This window comes from uncultured Helicobacter sp., assembly GCF_949282165.1.
In the GTDB taxonomy this organism is placed as follows: domain Bacteria; phylum Campylobacterota; class Campylobacteria; order Campylobacterales; family Helicobacteraceae; genus Helicobacter_F.
Genome location: NZ_CASDOV010000005.1, coordinates 13625 through 33047, shown reverse-complemented (window position 1 = coordinate 33047; position 19423 = coordinate 13625). Strand labels below are relative to the sequence as shown.

The window sequence follows — 19423 nt, the reverse complement described above, 5'->3', positions numbered from 1 at the left end:
TAGATTCTATAAGATTTGGGCTTTAAAAAGCTTAAACACCGCGCTTGTTTGCGCGCGATAGCACGAAATTACCCATTTGCAAGAATAAGTAGAATCTAGTCGGGTTTATAGAAAAGATGCTAGCCCAAATCGCGTTCCTGACGCGATTGCACCAAAGGATTCTGTAATCTTGCTAGAAAATGCAGTGTATGCTCGCGAGCGATAGCAATTTGTCCTCGACAAATTGCAGTTAATAATGGCTCCGCTCCGCATATGGTGCTTGACATAATGAGGGGTTAGTGATTTATGGGTTGTATGTCTTTATTGTCTGCGAGATTCTCGCGCTGCACTTTGTCCAAAAATGCGATGAGCGATTGTGCGGCTTGTAGGTAGGCTTTGGCACTTTGGCTTTGGGGTTCAAAAAACACGATGGGCTTGCCGCTATCCCCGCCCTCGCGCACTTTTGGCTCTAAGGGGATATGGGCAATTGTGGTGGTGGCGTATTGTGTCGCGATAGCTTGGCTTGTGCCTTTGCCAAAGATATCATACTCCTGCCCACAGCCCGGACAGATAAAGCCACTCATATTTTCAATAATCCCTGCGATTGGGATATTTAGCTTGCTAAACATATCAAGGCTTCGCGCACTATCATCAAGGCTCACCTTTTGGGGTGTGGTTACGACTACTCCAGCACTCACAGGCACGCTTTGGGCGAGCGTGAGCTGCGCATCGCCCGTGCCCGGTGGCATATCGATGATGAGCACATCAAGCTCACTCCATAGCACATCGGTAAGCATTTGCTCAATCGCACGCATTACCATAGGACCGCGCCATATGAGGCTCTGCCCCTCATCATAGAGCACACCTATGCTCATCATCTCCACGCCATAGGCTTTGAGCGGGATTACTTTTTTCTTAGATTCATCTACCATCGCTTTGTTGGCGTGTAGTCCTAGCATACGCGGGATATTTGGTCCATAAATATCCGCATCTAGTAGTCCCACGCGCTTGCCCTCTTGGGCTAGGGCGATAGCGAGGTTGGTGCTCGTAGTGGATTTGCCCACGCCACCTTTGCCCGAGCTCACCATCACAAAGGACTTGATTTGGGGTGCGAGATTTTTAGTCTTAGGGGTAGGTTTGGGAGCAGGCTTAGGGGTGGAGATATTGATGCTTACCTCTTCTATGCCTGCGTTTTTTAGCGCGAGTTTCACGGCATTGCCAAGTTGGGCGAGAATCTCATCGGAGCTTGAGGGGATAGCGATATCTATGCGCGGAGGTGTGCAGCTCGTATCCACTCCTTTGAGAAAGCCAAAGCTCACAATGTCTTTTTGAAAATTAGGATAAATCACGCCCTTAAGCGCGTTGGTGATAGTTTCTTGCATTGCAATCCTTTAGTATTTTTTGAGGAAAAGCCCTATGCCATATCGCCCGCCACCCATAAAGAAAAGCGCAAGGCAGGGCAAAATATACAATAACTGATGCTCGATAATCCAGCCACCTGTGTCATCAAGCCCAAAAATACTGAATCCAAACAAGCTATAAATCGCTACAAGCATGGTAAAAATCTCCACAAGTGCCGCTAGGCGCACTTGGTAGCCGATGAGGATTAAAAGTGGCGCGAGGACTTCACCCACATACACGCCATACGCCATAAAAGTCGGCAAGCCCTTAGATTCTAAAAGCCCGCTGACACCATCGATACCATACTGCAATTTAAAAATCCCATGAAAGAGCATAAGTCCGCCCACGCACAGACGCAAGATGAGCTTGCCCAAATCGTGATTAATCATACAAATCCTTTGTAGAGGTTAGAGTTCAAACCGCGAGATTATAGGGAATGTTGTTTAATGTGTTGGTAGATATTTAGATTCCATAATAAGTATTATCCTGAAGATTCAGCGCGAGACCTTGGCTTAGTGAGAGAATCTTGGCACTTTGCTCGATGATATCAAGTTTTTTGGCAATCTCTCCTAGATCTCTGCTATACACATACACACCATACCCACGCACGATGATAAACTCCTGCCCGCTCTGCTTGAGATAACGCACGATATCGGTATCAGCGCGCTCATACCAAGTCTCAAAATCCTTAGGATCAAAGATAGGTATGCGCTCTCCCAAATACTCATAGCCAAAATAGTCTTTAGGTTCAAAAGTAGCGTTTTTGAGTGAAAATGCCGTGATATAGGGCGGCATAGCGTGGCTGATAAATTTCGCTTCGCTAAAGTTTGCGTAGAGATTGGCGTGAATATGCGCATCTTTGCTTGCTTCATTCCAGCGATAATCGTGCGTTTTGTCCAGCACGATGAGGCTTTCTGCCATGAAATTGGCAAAAGCTGCTTCGCTTTTGTTTATCATAAACCTATCTTGGGAGATTCGCGCCGAGAGCGAGCCATAGAAAATCCCCAAAAAGCCCCTCTCAAACATTACCGCCGACACGCCTAGAATCTGACGCATAAGTTCTTTATTAATATCGCGTATGTGTATATTCATAAGGGGCATTATAGCACGATTTTGCGCGAGGTTTTGCCATAGCTTACTCATAGCAAAGTTGCGTTACAATAGTGCTTCTTAAGATTTTGTCGTAGATTCTATCAGTAGATTCTGTAGCAAGGAGCAGGTATGGAGCACAAACTAAACGCAGGGATTATCGGGCTAGGGCTTATTGGCGGCTCTATGGGGCTAGCATTGCGCGAGCTTGGGAGATTTGGCTGTATCGCGGGCTTTGATAGCAATCCTTTGCATTCCCAGCAAGCCCTCTCACTTGGACTCGTAGATGAGTGTATTAGTTTAGAAGAGCTTATTAGTCAAGGCGATGTGTTATTTCTCGCCACCCCTGTAGAATCCATCATCGCGCTGTTGCCTAGGCTCAAGGCAATCAAGCCTAGCGCGACTATCATCGATCTTGGTGGGACAAAAGAGCAAATCATTGCGCATATTCCAGATTCTATACGCAAGAATTTCATCGCCGCGCACCCTATGGCGGGCACGGAGTTTTATGGACCTAAGGCGGCACTGCCACATTTGTTTAAAGATAGCATTGTGATTTTGACAAACCTAGAGGAGAGTGGTGAGGCACAGATTCAGATGGCGCGTGAGATTTTTTTGGGGATTGGTATGAAGATTATCAAAATGGATGCGCACGCGCACGATAGGCATATCGCACTCATTAGCCATATGCCTCATATCATCAGCTACGCGCTTGCTAATGCAGTGCTTAGTCAAGAAGATCCACAGACGATTTTAGCCCTCATAGGCGGGGGGTTTCGCTCGATGAGCAGACTTTCAAAAAGCTCGCCAAAAATGTGGAATGATATCTTTAAGCAAAACACACAAAATGTGCTAGATTCTATCACGAGCTTCCAAGAGGAGCTACAAAAAGCTAAGGATATGCTTGAATCTAGGGATTGGGAGGGGCTAGAGGCGTTTATGGCGCAGGCAAACAAGCTCCAAGAATTTATGTGATGGTTTTGGTGGTTTTAGATTCTGTAGCCACCGCGCTAGCATTATAAAATCTTAGAGCAGCCTTGATAGACTTAAAGGATAATGAGCACAAATCGGGGCGAGGGCAGGCTTTTAGCGCGTATAGGCGTGCGTTTCTCAAAGGCAAATCCTCATTAGAGTTTAAAAGTCGCGAGGCGTTTGTAGATAAGCTGATAGAGTAGGACAAATGCGAGGCTAGTGAGGATAAGCACTAGGCTATGGTGGGCAAACACCACACTCAAAACCACAAAAGGCACATACAATGCCAAAATCCACAATGAAGTTTTTGCATTGCCCTTAGTGAGGCGTTTGTAAATAAGCATATGGAAATGCACGCCATCAGGCTGCATTGGCGATAAGCCTCGTTTGATTTTTTTACGAAAGATTGAAAAGAGTACTTCCCATACTGGATATATCATCAGGCTCAGTCCAAACCAAGCACTTACGCCATTTGAGGGGTTTTGCGTCAAGGCTACGAGCAAAAACCCCGCCAAAAATCCTAAAAAATACGCTCCTCCATCTCCTAAAAAAACTTTTCCATACGGGAAGTTTAGCACAAAAAAGCCTAAAATGGCGGCTGTAGTCAAAACTGCGATTTGGAAAATATCCCAATCCTGCACCTCATAGGCGACAACCGCGATAGCGATGAAGATTAGCAAGCACACACCACTTGCCAAGCCATTGAATCCATCAATGATGTTTGTGGCGTTTGTAACCCCCACTAGTGCGAAAATACTAAACAACATTCCCGCCATATATGGAAACGTAAAGCCAAGTGAGAGATCGCTGATATAAGTGTGCATCGTATAGCAGGCTAGAAACGCCCCAAAGCACTGCAAAAGTAGGCGTAACTTAGGGCTTAGCGCGGAGCTAAAATCCTCCGCTAACCCGCTCAGAAAAATAATCAAACTCCCAAACAAAAGCCCCAAAATAGGCTTATCAAAGCCAAAGAACACGACACAGGCACTCACACACGCGATAAAAATCCCAACGCCACCGGCACGAGAGGTATTGTCTGTGTGGAATCTCTGGGGTTTATCTGAAGTCGCAGAATCCACAAAACACTGCAAACGAGAGGAGAGAGCAATAATGCCCAAACACACGCCTAAGCTTGCTGCAAAGCTTATGAGTGCGCTAATAAACAAACTATCGTAAGCTTCCAAATATCACCCCACAGATTGTATAAAAGCTGTTATTATACAACAAAAAGCGCGTTTTTTTTTTTTTGTCTTTGTGGGCTTGTATTATCGTGTGTTAGGGCATTTGGTAAGATTTTAGAGAAAAAAGATTGAAAAGTACTCTTTTCAATCTTTCGGCGGAAGAGACAAAAAGCCCACGCTATGCAGCCAGATTCACTGCATTTGCACACTCTCATTTTTGTGCGTTTTAGTGCGCGCAAGGTGCCATCTGCAAACGCCAAAACCTCACTGCTCATCATCGCTATTAACGCGCCATTTATGCTCTTAAGCGTGCTTTGCTATGAGCACACCGCGCTGCTTATCGTATTTTCTCTAGCTTTTGTCCTCCTCTACACACTTGCCTATCGGGCTTTTAGAATCTAGCCACCATCGTATCGCTTAGCCTTATTCCTGTGCGAGGGCGATTTGCACGAGGAGGTTGGCTATCTCTGTGCTCTCATCAACCACCGCGCTAAAATCTAGCCAATCCACTCCCTCCCTCTTGCCCTGTGCGTTCATACGCGTGAAAATCTTGCACGAAGGCGCGATAGAGCGGATTTTGTCATAGATACTGCGCATCTCATACACAGAATCTATGGCGATGATAACCCCCGCGCATTCTTGTATGCCCACTTGTTGAAAGATATTGCCATAGATGAGGTTTGCAAAAATCACATTATCGCCCTTATCTAGCCCTCTGCGCACATTGGTGGGATTGTTGTCTATGGCGATATATTCCCTGCCTCTCTCTTGGAGTTTTTTTATCACTTCCGCGCCGACATTGCCATAGCCACAGACGATGTAGTGATCGCGCAGAGATTGAGAGCTAGAGGGCAAATCCTGCGTGCTCGATTTGTCTTTGATGATATGGAGCTTTGTGAGTGTGAAATTGGTGATATGCTCGAGCTTTTCAAGGATAAAGGGCGTGGCAATCATCGAAAATATTACCATAAGTGTGAGGAATTGGTAAATCTCCTCTGTGCTGATACTCTCAAAAAATCCCTGTGGCAGTATGTGCTGGATAATCCCACCGCTTGGCTTTAGGTTTAGGACTTGGTGTGCGCTTGCAATGAGAAAGATGGCAAAGGAAAATTCCCCAATCTGTGAGAGAGAAAGCGCGGTTTTGAGTGCTACCCTATCCCCACAAAAAAAGCGCAAAAACGCATACACAACAAGCGTCTTACCAAGCATCGCGCAGCAGATAAGGATCGTGATTGGCACAAAATAATGCACCAAAAAACCTAGCTTAACCTGCATACCGATAGTGATAAAAAACACGCCAAGCAAAATATCGCGGAAGTTGATAAGCACAGATTCTACTTGATAGCGATAGGGGGTGTTAGAGATAATCATACCTGCCAAAAACGCCCCAAGCGACGCAGAGAATCCAAAATGGCTACTAATGAGCGAAGAGCCTAGCACGATGAGCAGCACCGCCGCGACAAAAATCTCATCGGTATTCATACCGGCAGTAAATCGCAGCATTTTTTTGGCAATGTATTTGCCCGGAAAAAACAGCACAAAAAGTAAAATCACAATCGAGATAAAAGTCTTTAGCAGCATATCGCTAAGTAAAAGATCCTTATTGCTCATCATCGCAATCATTAGCAAAATGGGAATAACTGCAATATCTTGCATTATCAAAATCCCCACCGAGCTTTTGCCATAGCCGGTTTCTATCTGTCTAGAATCTTTGAGGTGCTTGAGCACGATAGCAGTTGAAGAGAGACTAAGCGCGCTTGCGACGATAAGCGAGGTATAAAGCCCAAAGCCAAAGAAATAATACCCCCCGACAAAAAAGAGCAGCATACTAAGCCCAAGCTGCATACTCCCAAAAAGCATTACCTCTTGCTTCATCTTACGCATTTTGTTAAAGCTAAATTCCACACCGATGAGAAACATCAAAAACACAATTCCATACTCGGCGATCTCTCGCAAATGACTCGCGTCCTCGGAGTTTAGCCGCACGAAATGCGAGACGACTACCCCTGTAACGATATAGCCAATGAGCACGGGGATTTTTAGCTTGCTAAAAATAATGCCAAACACCACGCTAAGCGCGAGTGCGAGTGTGATGGTGGTGAGTAAATCCATAGCGATCCTTTAGAGTTGTATATCGTGGCTATGCACCTTGATGCTAAAGGTTTTTGCCCACTGATAAATTGCTTGTAATTCCTTAGTGTTGTCTTGCTGATTGGGAGAGTTGTGCGTAAAAAGCGGTGGCAGGACATTCACATCGCCTTTGTAGTCGATTTTTGCCTGTATGAGCAAAAGCGTGGCGGATTTATCACGCAGTGGATAGACAAAACGCATATTTTGCACAAAAATCCCCGCACTTCTTAGCGCAAATAAGAAACGATAGCATTCCCGCGCGTCATAGCACATCAGTAGATTCCCACGCGGCTTTAAGAGGCGTTTGGTGCATTTAGCGAGCCTATCAAGTGGCATAGAATCTTGGATACGCGCGAGATTTTTGCGCTCATTGGGGCTTTTTAGGATATTGGCGTTATAAAAGGGCGGGTTTGAGAGTATCACATCAAAAAGCCCTTGGGTTTGGAAGTCAAAGATATTTTGATTATGGATAATGGCTTTTTTGGCAAAGTCCGTGTTTTGCGCATTGAGGCGCGCGAGCGCACAAGCCTTTGAATCTAGCTCAACCATCTCTAGCGATATGGGCACTTCACGCGCACAGAGCAAGCCTAGTATCCCACTTCCCGCGCCGATATCTAGCACCCGATTGCGAGATTTTAAAAAATCCTTAGCAAAATGCGCGAGAATGAGGCTATCGGTGTTGTAGCAATACCCATCGCTTAGCTGATAGATGGCTAGGGGTTTTTGAACCATAAGCTAATATCTCCCGTGTGCGAGGTGGTGTGTAGGAGTTTGAGCGCACAAAGCTCCTTGTGCGCCTCATCACCCAGTGAGGAGATAGGCACGTGTGGCAGAGTATTTGGGCTTGGATAAAAATTAGGCGCGATATGTAAGAGCACCATATCGACTTGGCTTTTGAGTGTTGCCAAAAGCCCAAAACCCCCCTCGATGATACAAAAGCCCTGATGCGTGCTTAGGGATTGTGGGCTATGGCAGAGTGTGGCGGGGCGTGTGGCAAAGTGTGGATTGAGGCTTGGGGCAAATGTGGAGCGCGTGAGAATCTCGATATTTGGCAAATGCGTGGCGTCATAGGGCGGCGTGGCAAACCGAGAATCTAAGCGGGGCAAATCGGTGCGGAAAGTCTCGCCTGATACGATGAGTGTGTCGCTCACGGCGCGTTGGTTGTGCGTGAAAGTCTGCGTGGCGGGTTGTGAGATCTGCCCGCTTTTGTAGTCGCCATTTAGGCGCATAGCGAGCTTAAAGAGCCTAAAGCTCCCGCGCTCTTGATAGCACACAAAGGGATAGAGCAGTGCCTGCGCGGCGTCTTCACACACTCCACACACGACTTCTATACCACTATTTTTGAGAATCTCCGCGCCGCCACTAGCCTTTGTGTGCGGATCTGTTGTGCCTATAACCACGCGCTTTGGGCGCATAGCCTTGGTGAGCTCCACGCAGGGAGGTGTCCTGCCAAAATGCGTGCAGGGCTCTAGGCTCACATACAGCGTGCAGTCCTCAAACAATCCGCGTGCATTGCGCATCAAAAAATCGTGCAATGCCGCGCTTTGCTCTGTAAGGGGCAGGGCGAGGAGAGAATCTAGGGCTTGTATCATCTCATCGCAAGTTTGTGGGGCAAGCTTGTCACTTGCGAGGAGTGAATCTCCACCATCTTTCTTATCGCTCCTAGATTCTCTCTCATAGATTTTGCGCGCAGCGTGGGCGAAGGCAAGCACCTCGGCGTGCGGCGCGCCGGCTTTTTGGTGGGCTTGCAGGCTTAGGATTCCATATCGTGGGGAGTAGAGCAGCGCACCCACGCTAGGATTTGGGAGTGTGAGCGTTTGGTATTCCCACGCCTTAGCGATGGCGCATTGTAGCAGTATGGTATCAAGCATAGAATCTAAAAATCGTCTTAGCTTTTTTAATCTGTGCCAGAGGGATTGGCGTATGCCCCTCTAGCGTGATACTCTCCTCATCGCACGCACACAAAACCCCCTCTATCGCCACATTTTTGCCCTCCATGCTTTTTTCTTTGAGCACCACACTCACTTCCTCGCCGAGGCTTAGGGCAAAATGCTTAGGCTTTTTAAGCGTGCGCTCTAGTCCCGGCGAGCTCACTTCAAGATGATAGGCGTGGGATTGCTCGAGCGCGACATCAAGGAGTGGGGAGAGCGCAGTGCTAAAGAGCGCGCACTCATCAAGCGTGATAGAATCTCGGGGCGTATTTGTATCGCCATTGTGGGGCTTGGTGAGCGAGACGCGCAGGATATTTTGCTCATTTTCCTTTACCCACACGATATCATAGAGCACAAAGCCCATCGACTCCGCAAGGTTGGCGATTTGGGATTCTAAGGCTAGATCAATCATTCTCACTCCTTTGGTTTTTGATTTGTTCAAAAATCGCATTAAGATTCTGACTTGCCCTTAGCTCATCATCAAAGACAAAGCTAAAATCAGGGCTCCTAAACCACCCCGTTGCGCTTAGCACATACTCGCGTAGGAGGGACTTGGCTTTGTTTAAGTGAGAGAGGATTTTGGGGCGTTGCTCCTTGTTTATCGCGCTAGATTCTATAAACACCTTGGCGTGGTATTTGCCCCTAGAGCAGAGCACTCGCGTGATACTTAGTGAGCGCAAAAGCGGATCGTCTAGCTCACTTAGCGCGGTGGTTAGCACCTCCTCTAAAAGCGCTTGGGTTTTTTCGATTTTAATGTTTTTAGCCATTATTTAACTCCAAATTTTACGATAGCAAAATGTGTTGTTATCAATGAGCAAAGCCCCCATTGCCTCCGCTGCGTAAGCACACAAAGAATGCTTAGAATCTAAAAAGCTATGTGGTATCAGCGCGCTAGGAATGCCATTTAGAGTAGTGCATTGTCTATGCACTCGAGTTTTGCTACGCGAGTGCATATAGAATCTAGAGTGGGATTGTAGGATTTTTTGTATGGGTATTTTTACTCGCATTTCCCCTCCTGTGAATCTAGCAGGGTGCGCACGCGTCGCTCACACTCTCTCGCGCCTAGCACAAATATCGCTACGCCCATAGCAATCCCTCCGCCTTTACCCAAAATCCCTAGTCGCAATAGCGGCATAACCTGCCCCATTTTTAGCCCATTAGCCTCGCTAAATGCGCTTAGGGCGGATTCTATATCGTTTGGGCTCGTGGTGGGGAGTGTTGGCAAAATCGCACAAAGTTTGCCTAGTATCTCCGCTCCTTGTGAATCTAGCCTTTTTAGCAGCTTAGGATCGTAGGTGGTGGGGGCGTGGAGGATTTCATTATAGTGCGTGGCAAACTCGACTAAAGTCTTGCTGCGATCTTTTAGCTCGCCAAATAGCGCGTCCAACGCCTCTGCGCTCGCATTTATCCCCTCATACTCCTCTAGCCCCTGCACGCCAAACTCCCTCACAAGCTCTAAGAGCTCGCGATTTGGCGTTTGCTTGATATAGTGGTGATTGAGCCATAGGAGCTTTTCTTGGTTGTAGCTTGAAGGCGCACTATTTAACGCATAGGGATCAAAAATCTCTAAAAGCTGCCTAAGTGAGAAAATCTCCTCATCGCCATAGCTCCACCCAAGGCGCACGAGAAAATTTAGCAAAGCCTGTGGGAGATAGCCCATCTTTTGGTACTCCATCACGCCCATAGCCCCATCGCGCTTGCTTAGCTTTTTGCCCTCGGGGCTTAGGATCATAGGCACGTGAAAAAATTTAGGGATAGCAAAGCCTAGGGCTTGGTAGATGATGATTTGCTTAGGCGTGTTGCTGAGGTGATCGTCGCCGCGTATCACATCGCTCACGCCCATCAGCGCGTCATCCACCGCCACCACGAAGTTGTAAGTCGGACTGCCATCAGCCCTCGCGATAACAAAGTCATCGAGCTCCTTGGCATCGACGCGTATTGTGCCCTTCACGCCGTCTTTGAATTCTATTACGCCCTCAAGGGGGGCTTTGATACGCACCACGGGCTTTATCCCCTCTGGCGGCGTGCCGCTAAAATCCCGATAGCGATTGTCGTATTTCCACACTTTACCTTGTTTTTGCGCCTCCTCGCGCTTAGATTCTAGCTCTTCTTTACTCATATAGCAGTGATACGCCTTACCCTCATCTAGGAGTTTTTGGATATATTGCGCATAGAGGGGGAGGCGTTTGCTCTGATAAAACACCTCCCTATCGTGGGCTAATCCCACCCATTCAAAAGATTCTATAATCGCCTCGGCGGCATCTTTGGAGTTGCGCGCCATATCGGTATCCTCGATACGCAGCAAAAACTCGCCATTATGCCTTTTGGCATAGAGGTAGTTAAAGAGTGCGGTGCGCAAGCCCCCGATATGCAAATAGCCCGTGGGGGAAGGCGCAAAACGCGTGATGATTTTTGGTGCCATAGTCTTCCTTAGTGTTTAGATTCTGTGATAGATTGCTTGTAGGTGCGCCATCGTGCTCGTGGCATTAGCAAGGAGCATATCCGCGAGGATTAGTGCCAGATGCGCCTGTGCCACCACGCTGCCCCGCACCGCGATACACGGATCGTGCCGCCCTTTGATAAGAGAGCGCACGAGATTGCCCTGCACATCTTGGGTATCTTGGGGGAGGAAGATGCTAGGTGTTGGCTTAAAATGCACCTTTATCACGATTTCTTCACCATTGCTTATGCCCCCTAGCATACCGCCGCTATGATTGCTCACAAAGCCTTGAGAATCCATACAATCATTGTTTTGCGAGCCCTTGAGCTTGGAGGCATTGCAGCCCTCGCCGATTTCCACAGCCTTGACACCATTTAAGCCTAGCATTTGTGCCCCGATATGTGAATCTAGCTTGTCATAAAGCGGCTCGCCTAGCCCCACTCTCACGCCAAATGCCTTGATGAGTGCCACGCCACCTATGCTATCGTGAGTGTTTTTAGCCTCTGTGATGGCTTGCTTTTGTGCAGATTCTAGCGTGCTATCTAGGGCAAAGATTTCAGAATCTCGCGCGGCTTGACACTCTAGCAGGCTAAAATCTGTGCGTGTAGATTCTATCCCGCCTATGCCTATGATCCCGCCACCTATCGTGATACCAAACTCCCTAAGCAAAAGCTTGGCTATCGCCCCACTAGCGACTCTAGCTGCACTCTCGCGCGCCGAGCTCCTGCCCCCGCCGCGATAGTCGCGTATGCCGTATTTGTGGAAGTAGGTAAAATCCGCGTGAGAGGGGCGGAAAATGTCTTTGATATTGTCATAATCCCTAGATTTATTAGCCAGATTGGGGATAAAAAGCGCGATGGGTGCGCCCGTGCTCTTGCTCTCAAACACCCCACTTAGAATCTCCACCTCATCGGGCTCTTTGCGCTGTGTGGCATAGGGAGTCCTGCCACCTTGGCGCAGACGCATCTCCTCTGCGATAAAGCCATCATCGATCACAAGCCCAGCAGGGATACCATCGATCACACAGCCCACGCCCTTGCCGTGGGATTCACCAAAGGTGCTTATACGCAATCTATTGCCAAAGGTATTCATACGCACTCTTTTTGCAGGATTTCATAGGCGACTTGGGCGCATTTTTGTTGGGCATTTTTCTTGGAGCTTCCGCTGCAGCGCGCGTATTCTCTGCCATCGATAAAAATTGCTATGGTAAAGGATTTCTGATGATCAGGTCCGCTCTCACTGATAAGCTCATAGCTCGGGATTTGCATAAAGCGCGCCTGCGTGAGCTCTTGGAGCGAGGTTTTAAAATCACGCACAAGCCCAAAATCGATTTTGTTGTAATTGGATTCTAAAAGCGCGTGGGTTATGCGCGTGGCTTCTTGCAAGCCAGATTCTAAATACACTGCGCCGATGAGGGCTTCAAAGGTGTTAGAGAGGATTGAGGGCTTGGAGCGTCCGTTGTTGCTCTCCTCACTTGGGGAGATAAAGATGTATTTGCCTAGCTCAAGCGCGAGTGCGAGTTTGTTAAACCCCTGCTCATTGACGATACACGCGCGCAATTTAGAGAGATCGCCCTCGCTAAGCTTTGGGAATTTTTTAAACAAATACTCGCCCACGATGAGATCAAGCACCGCATCGCCTAAGAATTCTAATCGCTCATTATGAATCTTGCTTTTGCAACTGCGATGTGTGAGGGCTTGGGCGAGGAGTTTTTGGTCTTTGAAGTGGTATTGGAGTTTGTGTTCTAGCTCGCTCATTGAGGGCTTGGAGGATTTGCTCATACGCTACCTTTGTTTTAGCACTTTGGGGATATTGTAGCACACTTGAGCTAAGAGAAAGTTATAAGCGTTTGAGAAAATCTCTTAGAATCCGATAGCAAGTTTGAGCACAAGCACAACACAAAGAGGAGTTTTATTTATCACAATGCGACTTTCAGAAGTAGTGAGTATCGTGCGGGGATTTTTGCAAAACACACCAAGTATCAGCGCGTTTGAAAATATCAGCTCTAGGGTGGAGAAAATCCAAAATGGCTGGCTTTTTGTCGCGATGAGCCCTGAAAATATCCCTCAAGCTATCGCACAAGGGGCATATGGGATCGTGTATCCCAAGGATTTGTGCGTGCAAGAGGACGCGCGATGGAGCGAGGAGCTGTGGCAAGAGATTGCGTGGATTGAGGTGGCGGATATAAAGGAGGCTATCAAACGCCTCATCTACTACAAAATGCTTGTGTGGGATATCCAAATGGTGAGTGTGAATGCCATAGAATACGCGCTTAGCACAAATATCATCACCGATAAGCGCGTGTGTCTCACACAGGGCGACTTCCCAGAGCTCTTAGAATCTCTGCAGCCAAAAATCCGCTATGTCCTCACGGATAATCAAGAGATTTTGCTCCTCTCTAGTAATATCCTAAGCCTGCTAAAGCCCCCTAGTCCGCCCTTTGAGCTCCTTGCCTACACGCTCTTTGATGTGCGTGTGCTCGCTCAAGGCAGGGAGTATCTGCTCCCTCTCCCCTATCTCTTTGTCGATGCGCTAAGCGTGGTGTGTGCGTTTTGTCAAGCACAGGGGATAGAATTTAGTCTCGATAAGTTTGAAAGCCTGCAGTTTTTAAAGCCAAATTTTGTTGATACAAAGGGCAGAATCCGCGAGTTTGGACAAACCCAAAAAGTCGTTATCGCGCAAAAAGAGAGCGAGCATTTCCGAGAGTTTATGCGCTATTTTGATACCTATGCCAAGTGGGGCAAGCGCGTCTATGTGCTCTTAGAATCTGCGGATTTTACCCCCCCTAGTGAATCTAGCCAAACTAGCCAAAAGGGAAAATCCACAGAATCTAGGGAGTTTGTTATGTATAAAAATAAGAGCGAGCTTTCCTCACTTATCCGCCATCAGCAGTATCATTTTATGCTTATTTTGGGCATTAGTGATGCCGAGCTCTTAGAGATTTTACGCACGCACGAGGAAGTGCGCCAACCCACGCTTTTTGATGGAATCCTATGAGCCAAAATCCCACCAAACAATCCCTGCAGCGCGCCCTAGAGCAAAAATGCCAAAAGTTTGCAGCGCGCAGGGATTATATCGCTTTTAGCAAAGTAGTGGAGGGGCTCAAAGTCCTTAAGATGAGCTTTAGCCTCACTCTGCCCCCTACCCACACGCCAAGCTATGGCATCACGCTCACGCCTAATGCGCCTCTAAACCCTAGGGAGAGAGAGCTCCTAATCCAAAGCGCGTTAGCACTCAAACCTTGGCGCAAGGGACCATTTTTTATCGATACTTTGCACATTGATACCGAATGGCAGAGTTTTATGAAATTTAACCTCCTCGCCCCTCATCTTAACCTAGCGGGCAAGGAAGTGCTCGATATGGGGTGCAATAATGGCTATTATCTCTTTGAAATGCTGCGCTTTAGTCCAAAGGCACTCTATGGCTTTGATCCAAGCGCGGTTTATAAAGCGCAATTTGAGTTTATCAATCATCTCGCCAAAGCCCCCATACATTTTTATCCGCTAGGGATTGAGGATTTGCGCGATTTTGGAGTGGCGTATGGGAAGAAGTTTGATTGTATCGTATGCCTTGGGGTGCTCTATCATCGCAGCGATCCAATCGCGACTTTAAAGAATCTAAGCTTTGGGCTCAAAAAAGGCGGGGAGCTTATTTTAGATTGTCTGCTTATAGAATCCAACCACGAGATTTGCCTCTGCCCTAAGAAATCCTATGCTAGAATGAGTAATGTGTATTTTATCCCTAGCATTGAGGCTTTGAGGGGCTGGTGTGAGCGCGCGGGGTTTGGGAGCTTTGAAGTGCTAGGAATGCAGGAGACGACTACCAAAGAGCAGCGTAAGACGCCTTGGATTGACACACTAAGCCTAGAGGACTTTTTAGATTCTAACAATGGCTTGACGATAGAGGGCTATCCGCCGCCACTGCGAGGGTATTTTAAACTCATTAAAACATAAGGATTAAGATATGGACGAGCAAGAGCATTTACCTATAGACAACGACACGCTTGCTATTTGCACCAAACTACACGCGTGCGGCGAGATACTCACGCTCACTCGGGGGGCGGCAAATGTGCGCTTTGTGCCAGAGGAGTCTATGGTGATGGACGAGGAGGCGCACAATAGCCTTATCCACGCGGGATATATCTTTAACGCCGCTTCTTATGCCGCGATGGCAGCGATCAATAAACGCCATAGTGTGATGATAGCAGCCGATGTGAAATTCCTCTCGCCTATCGAGTTGGGGCACGAAGTGATCTTTAAAGCCGTGGCGACGCAGATGGATACCAAAAAATGCGAGGTGAAAGTCGAGGGCTTTTTGCTTGATATTAAGATTTTTGACTCGCTTTTCCATATCGCGGTGTTTGACAAACCTCCCTTTAGTATCGCGCTAGATAGGCTTTAGATAAGATAGGCTTTAGATAAGATTTGGCAAGCCAAAAAACTCCCCCAATCTCTGCTTTGTGAGAATCTCACTCGGGCTTCCTGTCGCATACACGCACCCTTTGTCGATGAGATAGACTTTGTTTGCATAGCGCGCGATAAGCTCTATGTCGTGGAGATTTACAAGCGTGATAAGCCCCTTTTGGCGCGTTTGCTCCGTGATTTTTTCAAACAAAAGAAATTTGTTTTTGATATCTAAATGCGCGCTTGGCTCATCAAGCAGGAGGATTGGGCTCTCTTGCATAAGACTTTGAGCGAGAAGCACGAGCTGCCTCTGCCCGCCACTTAGGTGCGTGATAGGCATAGAGGCAAGGTGTGCGATACCAAGCTCTTCTAAAAGCCCCATAGCCTTATCTCTCATAGCAGAATCTGGCAGCCCAAACAAAGGCACTTGCGCCCCAAGCAGCACCATATCGAGCACCAAATACCCAAAGGGGCTTTCCACAAATTGGGGCATATAGCTGATATAGCGCGCCCTTTTGTGCGCACTTAGCGTATGCAGGCAAATCTCTTGCGCGTCCTTTAGTGTGTCTTTTGGCGCGCTTTTGGGATTTGTCTTGTCGTGGGCTTTGGGGCGGTAGTTTTGCAGCACAATGCTCGCGCAACGCTCACCGATAATGCCTAGGAGGATTCTAAATAGCGTGCTTTTGCCCGCACCATTTGGAGCGAGTATCGCACACACTTCCCCAGCTTGCGCGCTAAGGGCTAGATTCTCAAAGATTTTTGTTTTTGCGTGCTTGTAGGCAAAGCAGAGGTTACTCACCACAAGCCTTGTGGGGGCTTTAGCCTCTGACATAGCCAAACCTCACGAGCAAAAAGAGAAAAAACGGCGCGCCCAAAAGGCTTGTAACAATCCCCACAGGTATATCAAAATACGCCACATTGCGCGCGATACCATCGGCTAGAGTGAGCCCAATCCCCCCAAGCAGCAGGCTTGCGGGGAGCAAAAAGCGCATATCTGCCCCAAACAAAAAGCGCGCGATATGCGGTATCACAAGCCCAATCCACCCAATCACGCCGCTCACGCTCACACACAGCGCGACTGCAAAGCTCACGCAAAAAAGCGTGGCAATGCGTAGCCTCACAATAGGCACGCCAAAGCTAATAGCCTGCTCATCGCTTAGTAAGAGGGTATTTAGCCGCCAGCGCATACAAAAAAGCGGGAGAAACCCCACACAAAAGCCAAGCAGTGCTACCCACACATCGCCCCATTGCGCGGTATTGAGACTGCCTAGTAGCCACACGACGATAGTCTGCGCCTTTTGAGGCTCGACAAAAAACTTGATAAACCCACTCATCGCTCCCAAAAACGCCGAGAGAACCACGCCAGCGAGGATAAGCGACATACTCGAGTTTTGGCACAGATAGGATACGCCCACCACGCCCAAAATCGTGAGATAGCCAAAGCCAAAGGCAAAGACTTGCAGCAGCGAGCTATCGTGTAGCCATATGCACAGCGCACAGCCAAAGGCAGCACCCGATGAAATCCCAAGCAAAAAGGGATCGATAAGCGCGTTTTTAAACATACCCTGCATAACCGCCCCGCTCCCTGCCAGCACGCAGCCCACAAGGATAGCCAAAAGAATGCGCGGCAGGCGAATATCAAATAAAATGCTAGTATTTGGAATGCCAAAGCTCCCATTGCCCACAAGCGCGCTTATGCTAGCGCAAGCTAAGAGCAGAGCTAGGCACAGGAGCAGGGCTTTGTGGGGGGAGTGGGGCTTAGAATGCGCGCTTTTAGCGGGGGATTGTGCAGTGCCTGCGGTATCTGTGGTGTTTGTGCTATCTGTGTTGTCTTTGTTTGGGGATTGCGTGTAGGCGGGCTTTGTCTTAGTAGAGGGTTGGTTTAGGGAGGAGTGCGCGGGGGATTTGGTAGGCGCGCTTTGCGTGGATTGTGTGGATTGTGTTTGCTGCGCCTCGCGCTTGTTGTGTGCGTTTGTGTCGTGCGCGCAGGGCTTTGGCGTGCTTAGCGTATGCGCGCTTGTTTGGTGCGGGGGATTTTTGACACTCATTGCGCGCGCTCTAGGAGCTCAATATGTGTGGGGAAGTCTTGTAAGCCAAAGAGCGTGGCGTTTAGATTCTGAATCCGTGTCTTTACCTCGTTGTAATCATACATTTGCGGGTAGCTTAGGGCGGAGACGAGCAGGGCGGTTTGGGTGATGCGCACGCCCCAATTATCCCATTTGGGGAGCTTATAGACTTGCCTTTGCTTGATGGCTGCGAGGTTTTGTAGTTGGGGATTGGCATAGAGGGATTGTTGCGTGAGCGGCGAGCCACCCCAGATAAAAATTACCTCGGGATTGAACGCTAGCAGGGATTCTAAGCTCACTTCATAAGAATCTAGCGCGACACTAGAGCCCATACTCCGCACGCCCACGCGCGCTAGCATATCGCCCACCATTCCCGTGCTGCCCGCGATACGCGTGAGTTTATCCCAGACATACACTACTCTTTTTTGAGAATCCTTTGGGGGCTTTGGGAGTGAATCTAGCAGAGAGAGGGCGTATTTTGCCTTTTGCAAAAAGAGCTCTTGCTTGTCAAAAACCTGCGCGATTTGCCCCATATTGACAAAGAGCTCATCGATGCTTTGTGGGTAGAAGGCGAGGATTTGGACTCCAAACTTGCGTGAAAACTCCACGAGCCTTTTATCCCCCGCCCACACGATGATTACATCGGGATTGAGGGTTTTTAGCGTTTCGGGATTGATACTGCTCCCACTGCCCCCGCCCACAGCAGGCAGAGAATCTATACGCGGATTGCTTAGGCGCAAAAGTGGCTCGCTAAAGACGTGCTGACTGAGCCCCAATGCGTCCTGCCAGAGATTAAGCAGAGCGATTTGCTCACAAAAGCTTAGGAAAATATGGCTCTTAGCGGGCTTGCTAAAGGAGGTTTCAAACCAAAAGTCTTTAAGTGTGAGGGGGAAGTGTGGGGAAGTGAGCGCGGCTTGAAGTCGCGTGAAAGATGGGGATTGCGCGGATTGCGCAGGTGGCGCGCTATGGGGGAGGGGAGATTGCGCAGAATCTAGGGCATAGGCAAAGCATAGGCTAAGAAGGGCTGGTATGAGTGCTTTCACGATGGGATCCTTTGAAAAAGTGGTTATTATAGCATAAGGTTGTGTTGGGGGGTGTTAAGGTATTAGGTTTGTGTTCGGGGGAAAATGGCTCTTTTTCGTTTCGCTACGCTCACATCAGCAGAGCGGGTATGCAATGTGATAAGGTTGAAAAATTTCTAAAGAAATTTTGTTTTGTGAAAGGCACGGACGCCAAGTCCGCTAACCTTCCCCAAATTTTTCAAAACTTACACAGCCACACCGCAAATACTAATTTTGTTGCTTGCAATAGCAACCCTACAGAATCCACACCAAGCGAGGCAGAGCCAAGCACGGAGTGTAAGGAAAATACAGAATCTAAGGAAAGCTTAGAATCTAGCCTAACAGAATCTCAAGCAGATTCAGAATCTAAACAGCTTACAGAATCCACAACACCAAAAAACCTTAACAAGGCTTTGCCAAATAAAATATGTAGCGCGGCAGCACATACCATCTCTCGCCCTTGTCGTGTGTGGCAAAACGAAGTTTCTTTAGAAAAATCAGGAAAAAGGTGGCAGCAGTGCCACCGCTGATTTTTTGCCTAGACAAGGATACAGCGAGGCACTCTCCCCGATTGCGCAAAAAGAGCCAACGGGTTGCAAGCCAAGCCACAGCAAAAAAGCGGCGCTTTATCTTTTTCGGGGCTTTAACGAGCGGGGAGGGGATAACACCCCTTTTTCTTTTGCGCAAACAAGTGATGATGAGAAGCTAGAAAATATCCGTGAGAAAAAGAATCTAAGAGGCTAGATTCTACATTTTGCTTTTGTGAATCT

23 protein-coding genes are annotated in these 19423 nt (G+C 48.1%); 6 read left to right on the top strand and 17 right to left on the bottom strand.

Going from position 1 to position 19423, the window contains the following annotated elements; genetic code table 11:
• Positions 1-275: 275 nt before the first annotated feature.
• The 3 genes from ACH2BK_RS04280 to ACH2BK_RS04270 form a co-directional block, all read right to left on the bottom strand.
• Positions 276-1361: a P-loop NTPase gene (locus ACH2BK_RS04280; RefSeq protein ID WP_395002221.1), complete on the bottom strand. Its 1086-nt coding sequence runs from the start codon at positions 1359-1361 to the stop codon at positions 276-278.
• A 9-nt stretch (positions 1362-1370) separates the two neighbouring features.
• Positions 1371-1769: a DoxX family protein gene (locus tag ACH2BK_RS04275; protein ID WP_394980253.1), complete on the bottom strand. Its 399-nt coding sequence runs from the start codon at positions 1767-1769 to the stop codon at positions 1371-1373.
• 73 nt (positions 1770-1842) lie between these two features.
• On the bottom strand, positions 1843-2523 hold the full coding sequence (locus ACH2BK_RS04270; RefSeq protein ID WP_395002220.1) for a class II aldolase and adducin N-terminal domain-containing protein: 681 nt from the start codon (positions 2521-2523) through the stop codon (positions 1843-1845).
• A gap of 78 nt (positions 2524-2601) precedes the next feature.
• On the opposite strand from ACH2BK_RS04270, the gene ACH2BK_RS04265 reads away from it, so the two are divergent.
• Positions 2602-3444 carry a prephenate dehydrogenase gene (locus tag ACH2BK_RS04265; RefSeq protein WP_395002219.1) on the top strand — a complete coding sequence of 281 codons (843 nt, stop codon included), beginning with the start codon at positions 2602-2604 and terminating at the stop codon, positions 3442-3444.
• Here ACH2BK_RS04265 and ACH2BK_RS04260 read toward each other — a convergent pair.
• Both ACH2BK_RS04260 and ACH2BK_RS04255 read right to left on the bottom strand, forming a co-directional pair.
• The gene (locus tag ACH2BK_RS04260; protein ID WP_395002218.1) at positions 3437-3583 is read right to left on the bottom strand and encodes a hypothetical protein; all 147 of its coding nucleotides are present in this window, start codon (positions 3581-3583) and stop codon (positions 3437-3439) included. The two genes, ACH2BK_RS04265 and ACH2BK_RS04260, sit on opposite strands and share 8 nt — an antisense overlap.
• A 13-nt stretch (positions 3584-3596) precedes the next feature.
• On the bottom strand, positions 3597-4565 hold the full coding sequence (locus ACH2BK_RS04255; RefSeq protein WP_395002255.1) for a glycosyltransferase family 4 protein: 969 nt from the start codon (positions 4563-4565) through the stop codon (positions 3597-3599).
• A 237-nt stretch (positions 4566-4802) separates the two neighbouring features.
• On the opposite strand from ACH2BK_RS04255, the gene ACH2BK_RS04250 reads away from it, so the two are divergent.
• Positions 4803-5024 (top strand): hypothetical protein, encoded by a 222-nt coding sequence (locus ACH2BK_RS04250; protein ID WP_395002217.1) that lies wholly within the window; start codon positions 4803-4805, stop codon positions 5022-5024.
• Between the two features lie 21 nt (positions 5025-5045).
• Here ACH2BK_RS04250 and ACH2BK_RS04245 read toward each other — a convergent pair whose 3' ends face one another.
• Genes ACH2BK_RS04245 through rnc form a run of 9 tightly spaced genes read right to left on the bottom strand, consistent with a single transcriptional unit; the run spans position 5046 to position 12904 of the window.
• A complete protein-coding gene (locus ACH2BK_RS04245) occupies positions 5046-6734 on the bottom strand; it encodes a cation:proton antiporter (protein WP_395002216.1) in 1689 nt (562 codons plus the stop codon).
• A 9-nt stretch (positions 6735-6743) separates the two neighbouring features.
• Positions 6744-7484 (bottom strand): tRNA1(Val) (adenine(37)-N6)-methyltransferase, encoded by a 741-nt coding sequence (locus tag ACH2BK_RS04240; RefSeq protein WP_395002215.1) that lies wholly within the window; start codon positions 7482-7484, stop codon positions 6744-6746.
• Positions 7466-8623 carry a bifunctional diaminohydroxyphosphoribosylaminopyrimidine deaminase/5-amino-6-(5-phosphoribosylamino)uracil reductase RibD gene (ribD, locus tag ACH2BK_RS04235; protein WP_395002214.1) on the bottom strand — a complete coding sequence of 386 codons (1158 nt, stop codon included), beginning with the start codon at positions 8621-8623 and terminating at the stop codon, positions 7466-7468. The genes ACH2BK_RS04240 and ribD overlap by 19 nt, the downstream gene beginning before the upstream one ends.
• Positions 8616-9095, bottom strand: a complete 480-nt coding sequence (rimP, locus tag ACH2BK_RS04230; RefSeq protein ID WP_395002213.1) for a ribosome maturation factor RimP — start codon at positions 9093-9095, stop codon at positions 8616-8618. The genes ribD and rimP overlap by 8 nt, the downstream gene beginning before the upstream one ends.
• A complete protein-coding gene (rbfA, locus tag ACH2BK_RS04225) occupies positions 9088-9450 on the bottom strand; it encodes a 30S ribosome-binding factor RbfA (RefSeq protein ID WP_394996935.1) in 363 nt (120 codons plus the stop codon). The genes rimP and rbfA overlap by 8 nt, the downstream gene beginning before the upstream one ends.
• Before the next feature lie 3 nt (positions 9451-9453).
• Positions 9454-9690: a hypothetical protein gene (locus tag ACH2BK_RS04220; RefSeq protein ID WP_395002212.1), complete on the bottom strand. Its 237-nt coding sequence runs from the start codon at positions 9688-9690 to the stop codon at positions 9454-9456.
• Entirely contained in the window at positions 9681-11105 is a 1425-nt protein-coding gene (gltX, locus tag ACH2BK_RS04215; RefSeq protein ID WP_395002211.1) for a glutamate--tRNA ligase, read from the bottom strand. The genes ACH2BK_RS04220 and gltX overlap by 10 nt, the downstream gene beginning before the upstream one ends.
• A 15-nt stretch (positions 11106-11120) precedes the next feature.
• A complete protein-coding gene (gene aroC, locus ACH2BK_RS04210; protein WP_395002210.1) occupies positions 11121-12215 on the bottom strand; it encodes a chorismate synthase in 1095 nt (364 codons plus the stop codon).
• Entirely contained in the window at positions 12212-12904 is a 693-nt protein-coding gene (rnc, locus tag ACH2BK_RS04205) for a ribonuclease III (protein ID WP_395002209.1), read from the bottom strand. The genes aroC and rnc overlap by 4 nt, the downstream gene beginning before the upstream one ends.
• A 142-nt stretch (positions 12905-13046) precedes the next feature.
• Between rnc and ACH2BK_RS04200 the strand changes: the two genes are divergently transcribed.
• From ACH2BK_RS04200 to ACH2BK_RS04190, 3 genes are read left to right on the top strand one after another with little or no spacing between them, the layout of a single operon-like run.
• Positions 13047-14120 (top strand): hypothetical protein, encoded by a 1074-nt coding sequence (locus ACH2BK_RS04200; protein ID WP_395002208.1) that lies wholly within the window; start codon positions 13047-13049, stop codon positions 14118-14120.
• Positions 14117-15076: a tRNA 5-methoxyuridine(34)/uridine 5-oxyacetic acid(34) synthase CmoB gene (cmoB, locus tag ACH2BK_RS04195; protein ID WP_394996945.1), complete on the top strand. Its 960-nt coding sequence runs from the start codon at positions 14117-14119 to the stop codon at positions 15074-15076. The genes ACH2BK_RS04200 and cmoB overlap by 4 nt, the downstream gene beginning before the upstream one ends.
• Before the next feature lie 10 nt (positions 15077-15086).
• Positions 15087-15524, top strand: coding sequence for a hotdog domain-containing protein (locus tag ACH2BK_RS04190; protein ID WP_395002207.1), 438 nt, complete (start codon positions 15087-15089; stop codon positions 15522-15524).
• 12 nt (positions 15525-15536) lie between these two features.
• On the opposite strand, the gene ACH2BK_RS04185 is transcribed toward ACH2BK_RS04190, so the two are convergent.
• Genes ACH2BK_RS04185 through ACH2BK_RS04175 form a run of 3 tightly spaced genes read right to left on the bottom strand, consistent with a single transcriptional unit; the run spans position 15537 to position 18635 of the window.
• Positions 15537-16358, bottom strand: a complete 822-nt coding sequence (locus tag ACH2BK_RS04185) for an ABC transporter ATP-binding protein (RefSeq protein ID WP_395002206.1) — start codon at positions 16356-16358, stop codon at positions 15537-15539.
• Positions 16345-17574 carry a FecCD family ABC transporter permease gene (locus tag ACH2BK_RS04180; protein ID WP_395002205.1) on the bottom strand — a complete coding sequence of 410 codons (1230 nt, stop codon included), beginning with the start codon at positions 17572-17574 and terminating at the stop codon, positions 16345-16347. The genes ACH2BK_RS04185 and ACH2BK_RS04180 overlap by 14 nt, the downstream gene beginning before the upstream one ends.
• On the bottom strand, positions 17571-18635 hold the full coding sequence (locus tag ACH2BK_RS04175) for an ABC transporter substrate-binding protein (RefSeq protein WP_395002204.1): 1065 nt from the start codon (positions 18633-18635) through the stop codon (positions 17571-17573). The genes ACH2BK_RS04180 and ACH2BK_RS04175 overlap by 4 nt, the downstream gene beginning before the upstream one ends.
• 173 nt (positions 18636-18808) lie before the next feature.
• Between ACH2BK_RS04175 and ACH2BK_RS04170 the strand changes: the two genes are divergently transcribed.
• Positions 18809-19183 (top strand): hypothetical protein, encoded by a 375-nt coding sequence (locus tag ACH2BK_RS04170; protein ID WP_395002203.1) that lies wholly within the window; start codon positions 18809-18811, stop codon positions 19181-19183.
• Positions 19184-19423: the final 240 nt, after the last annotated feature.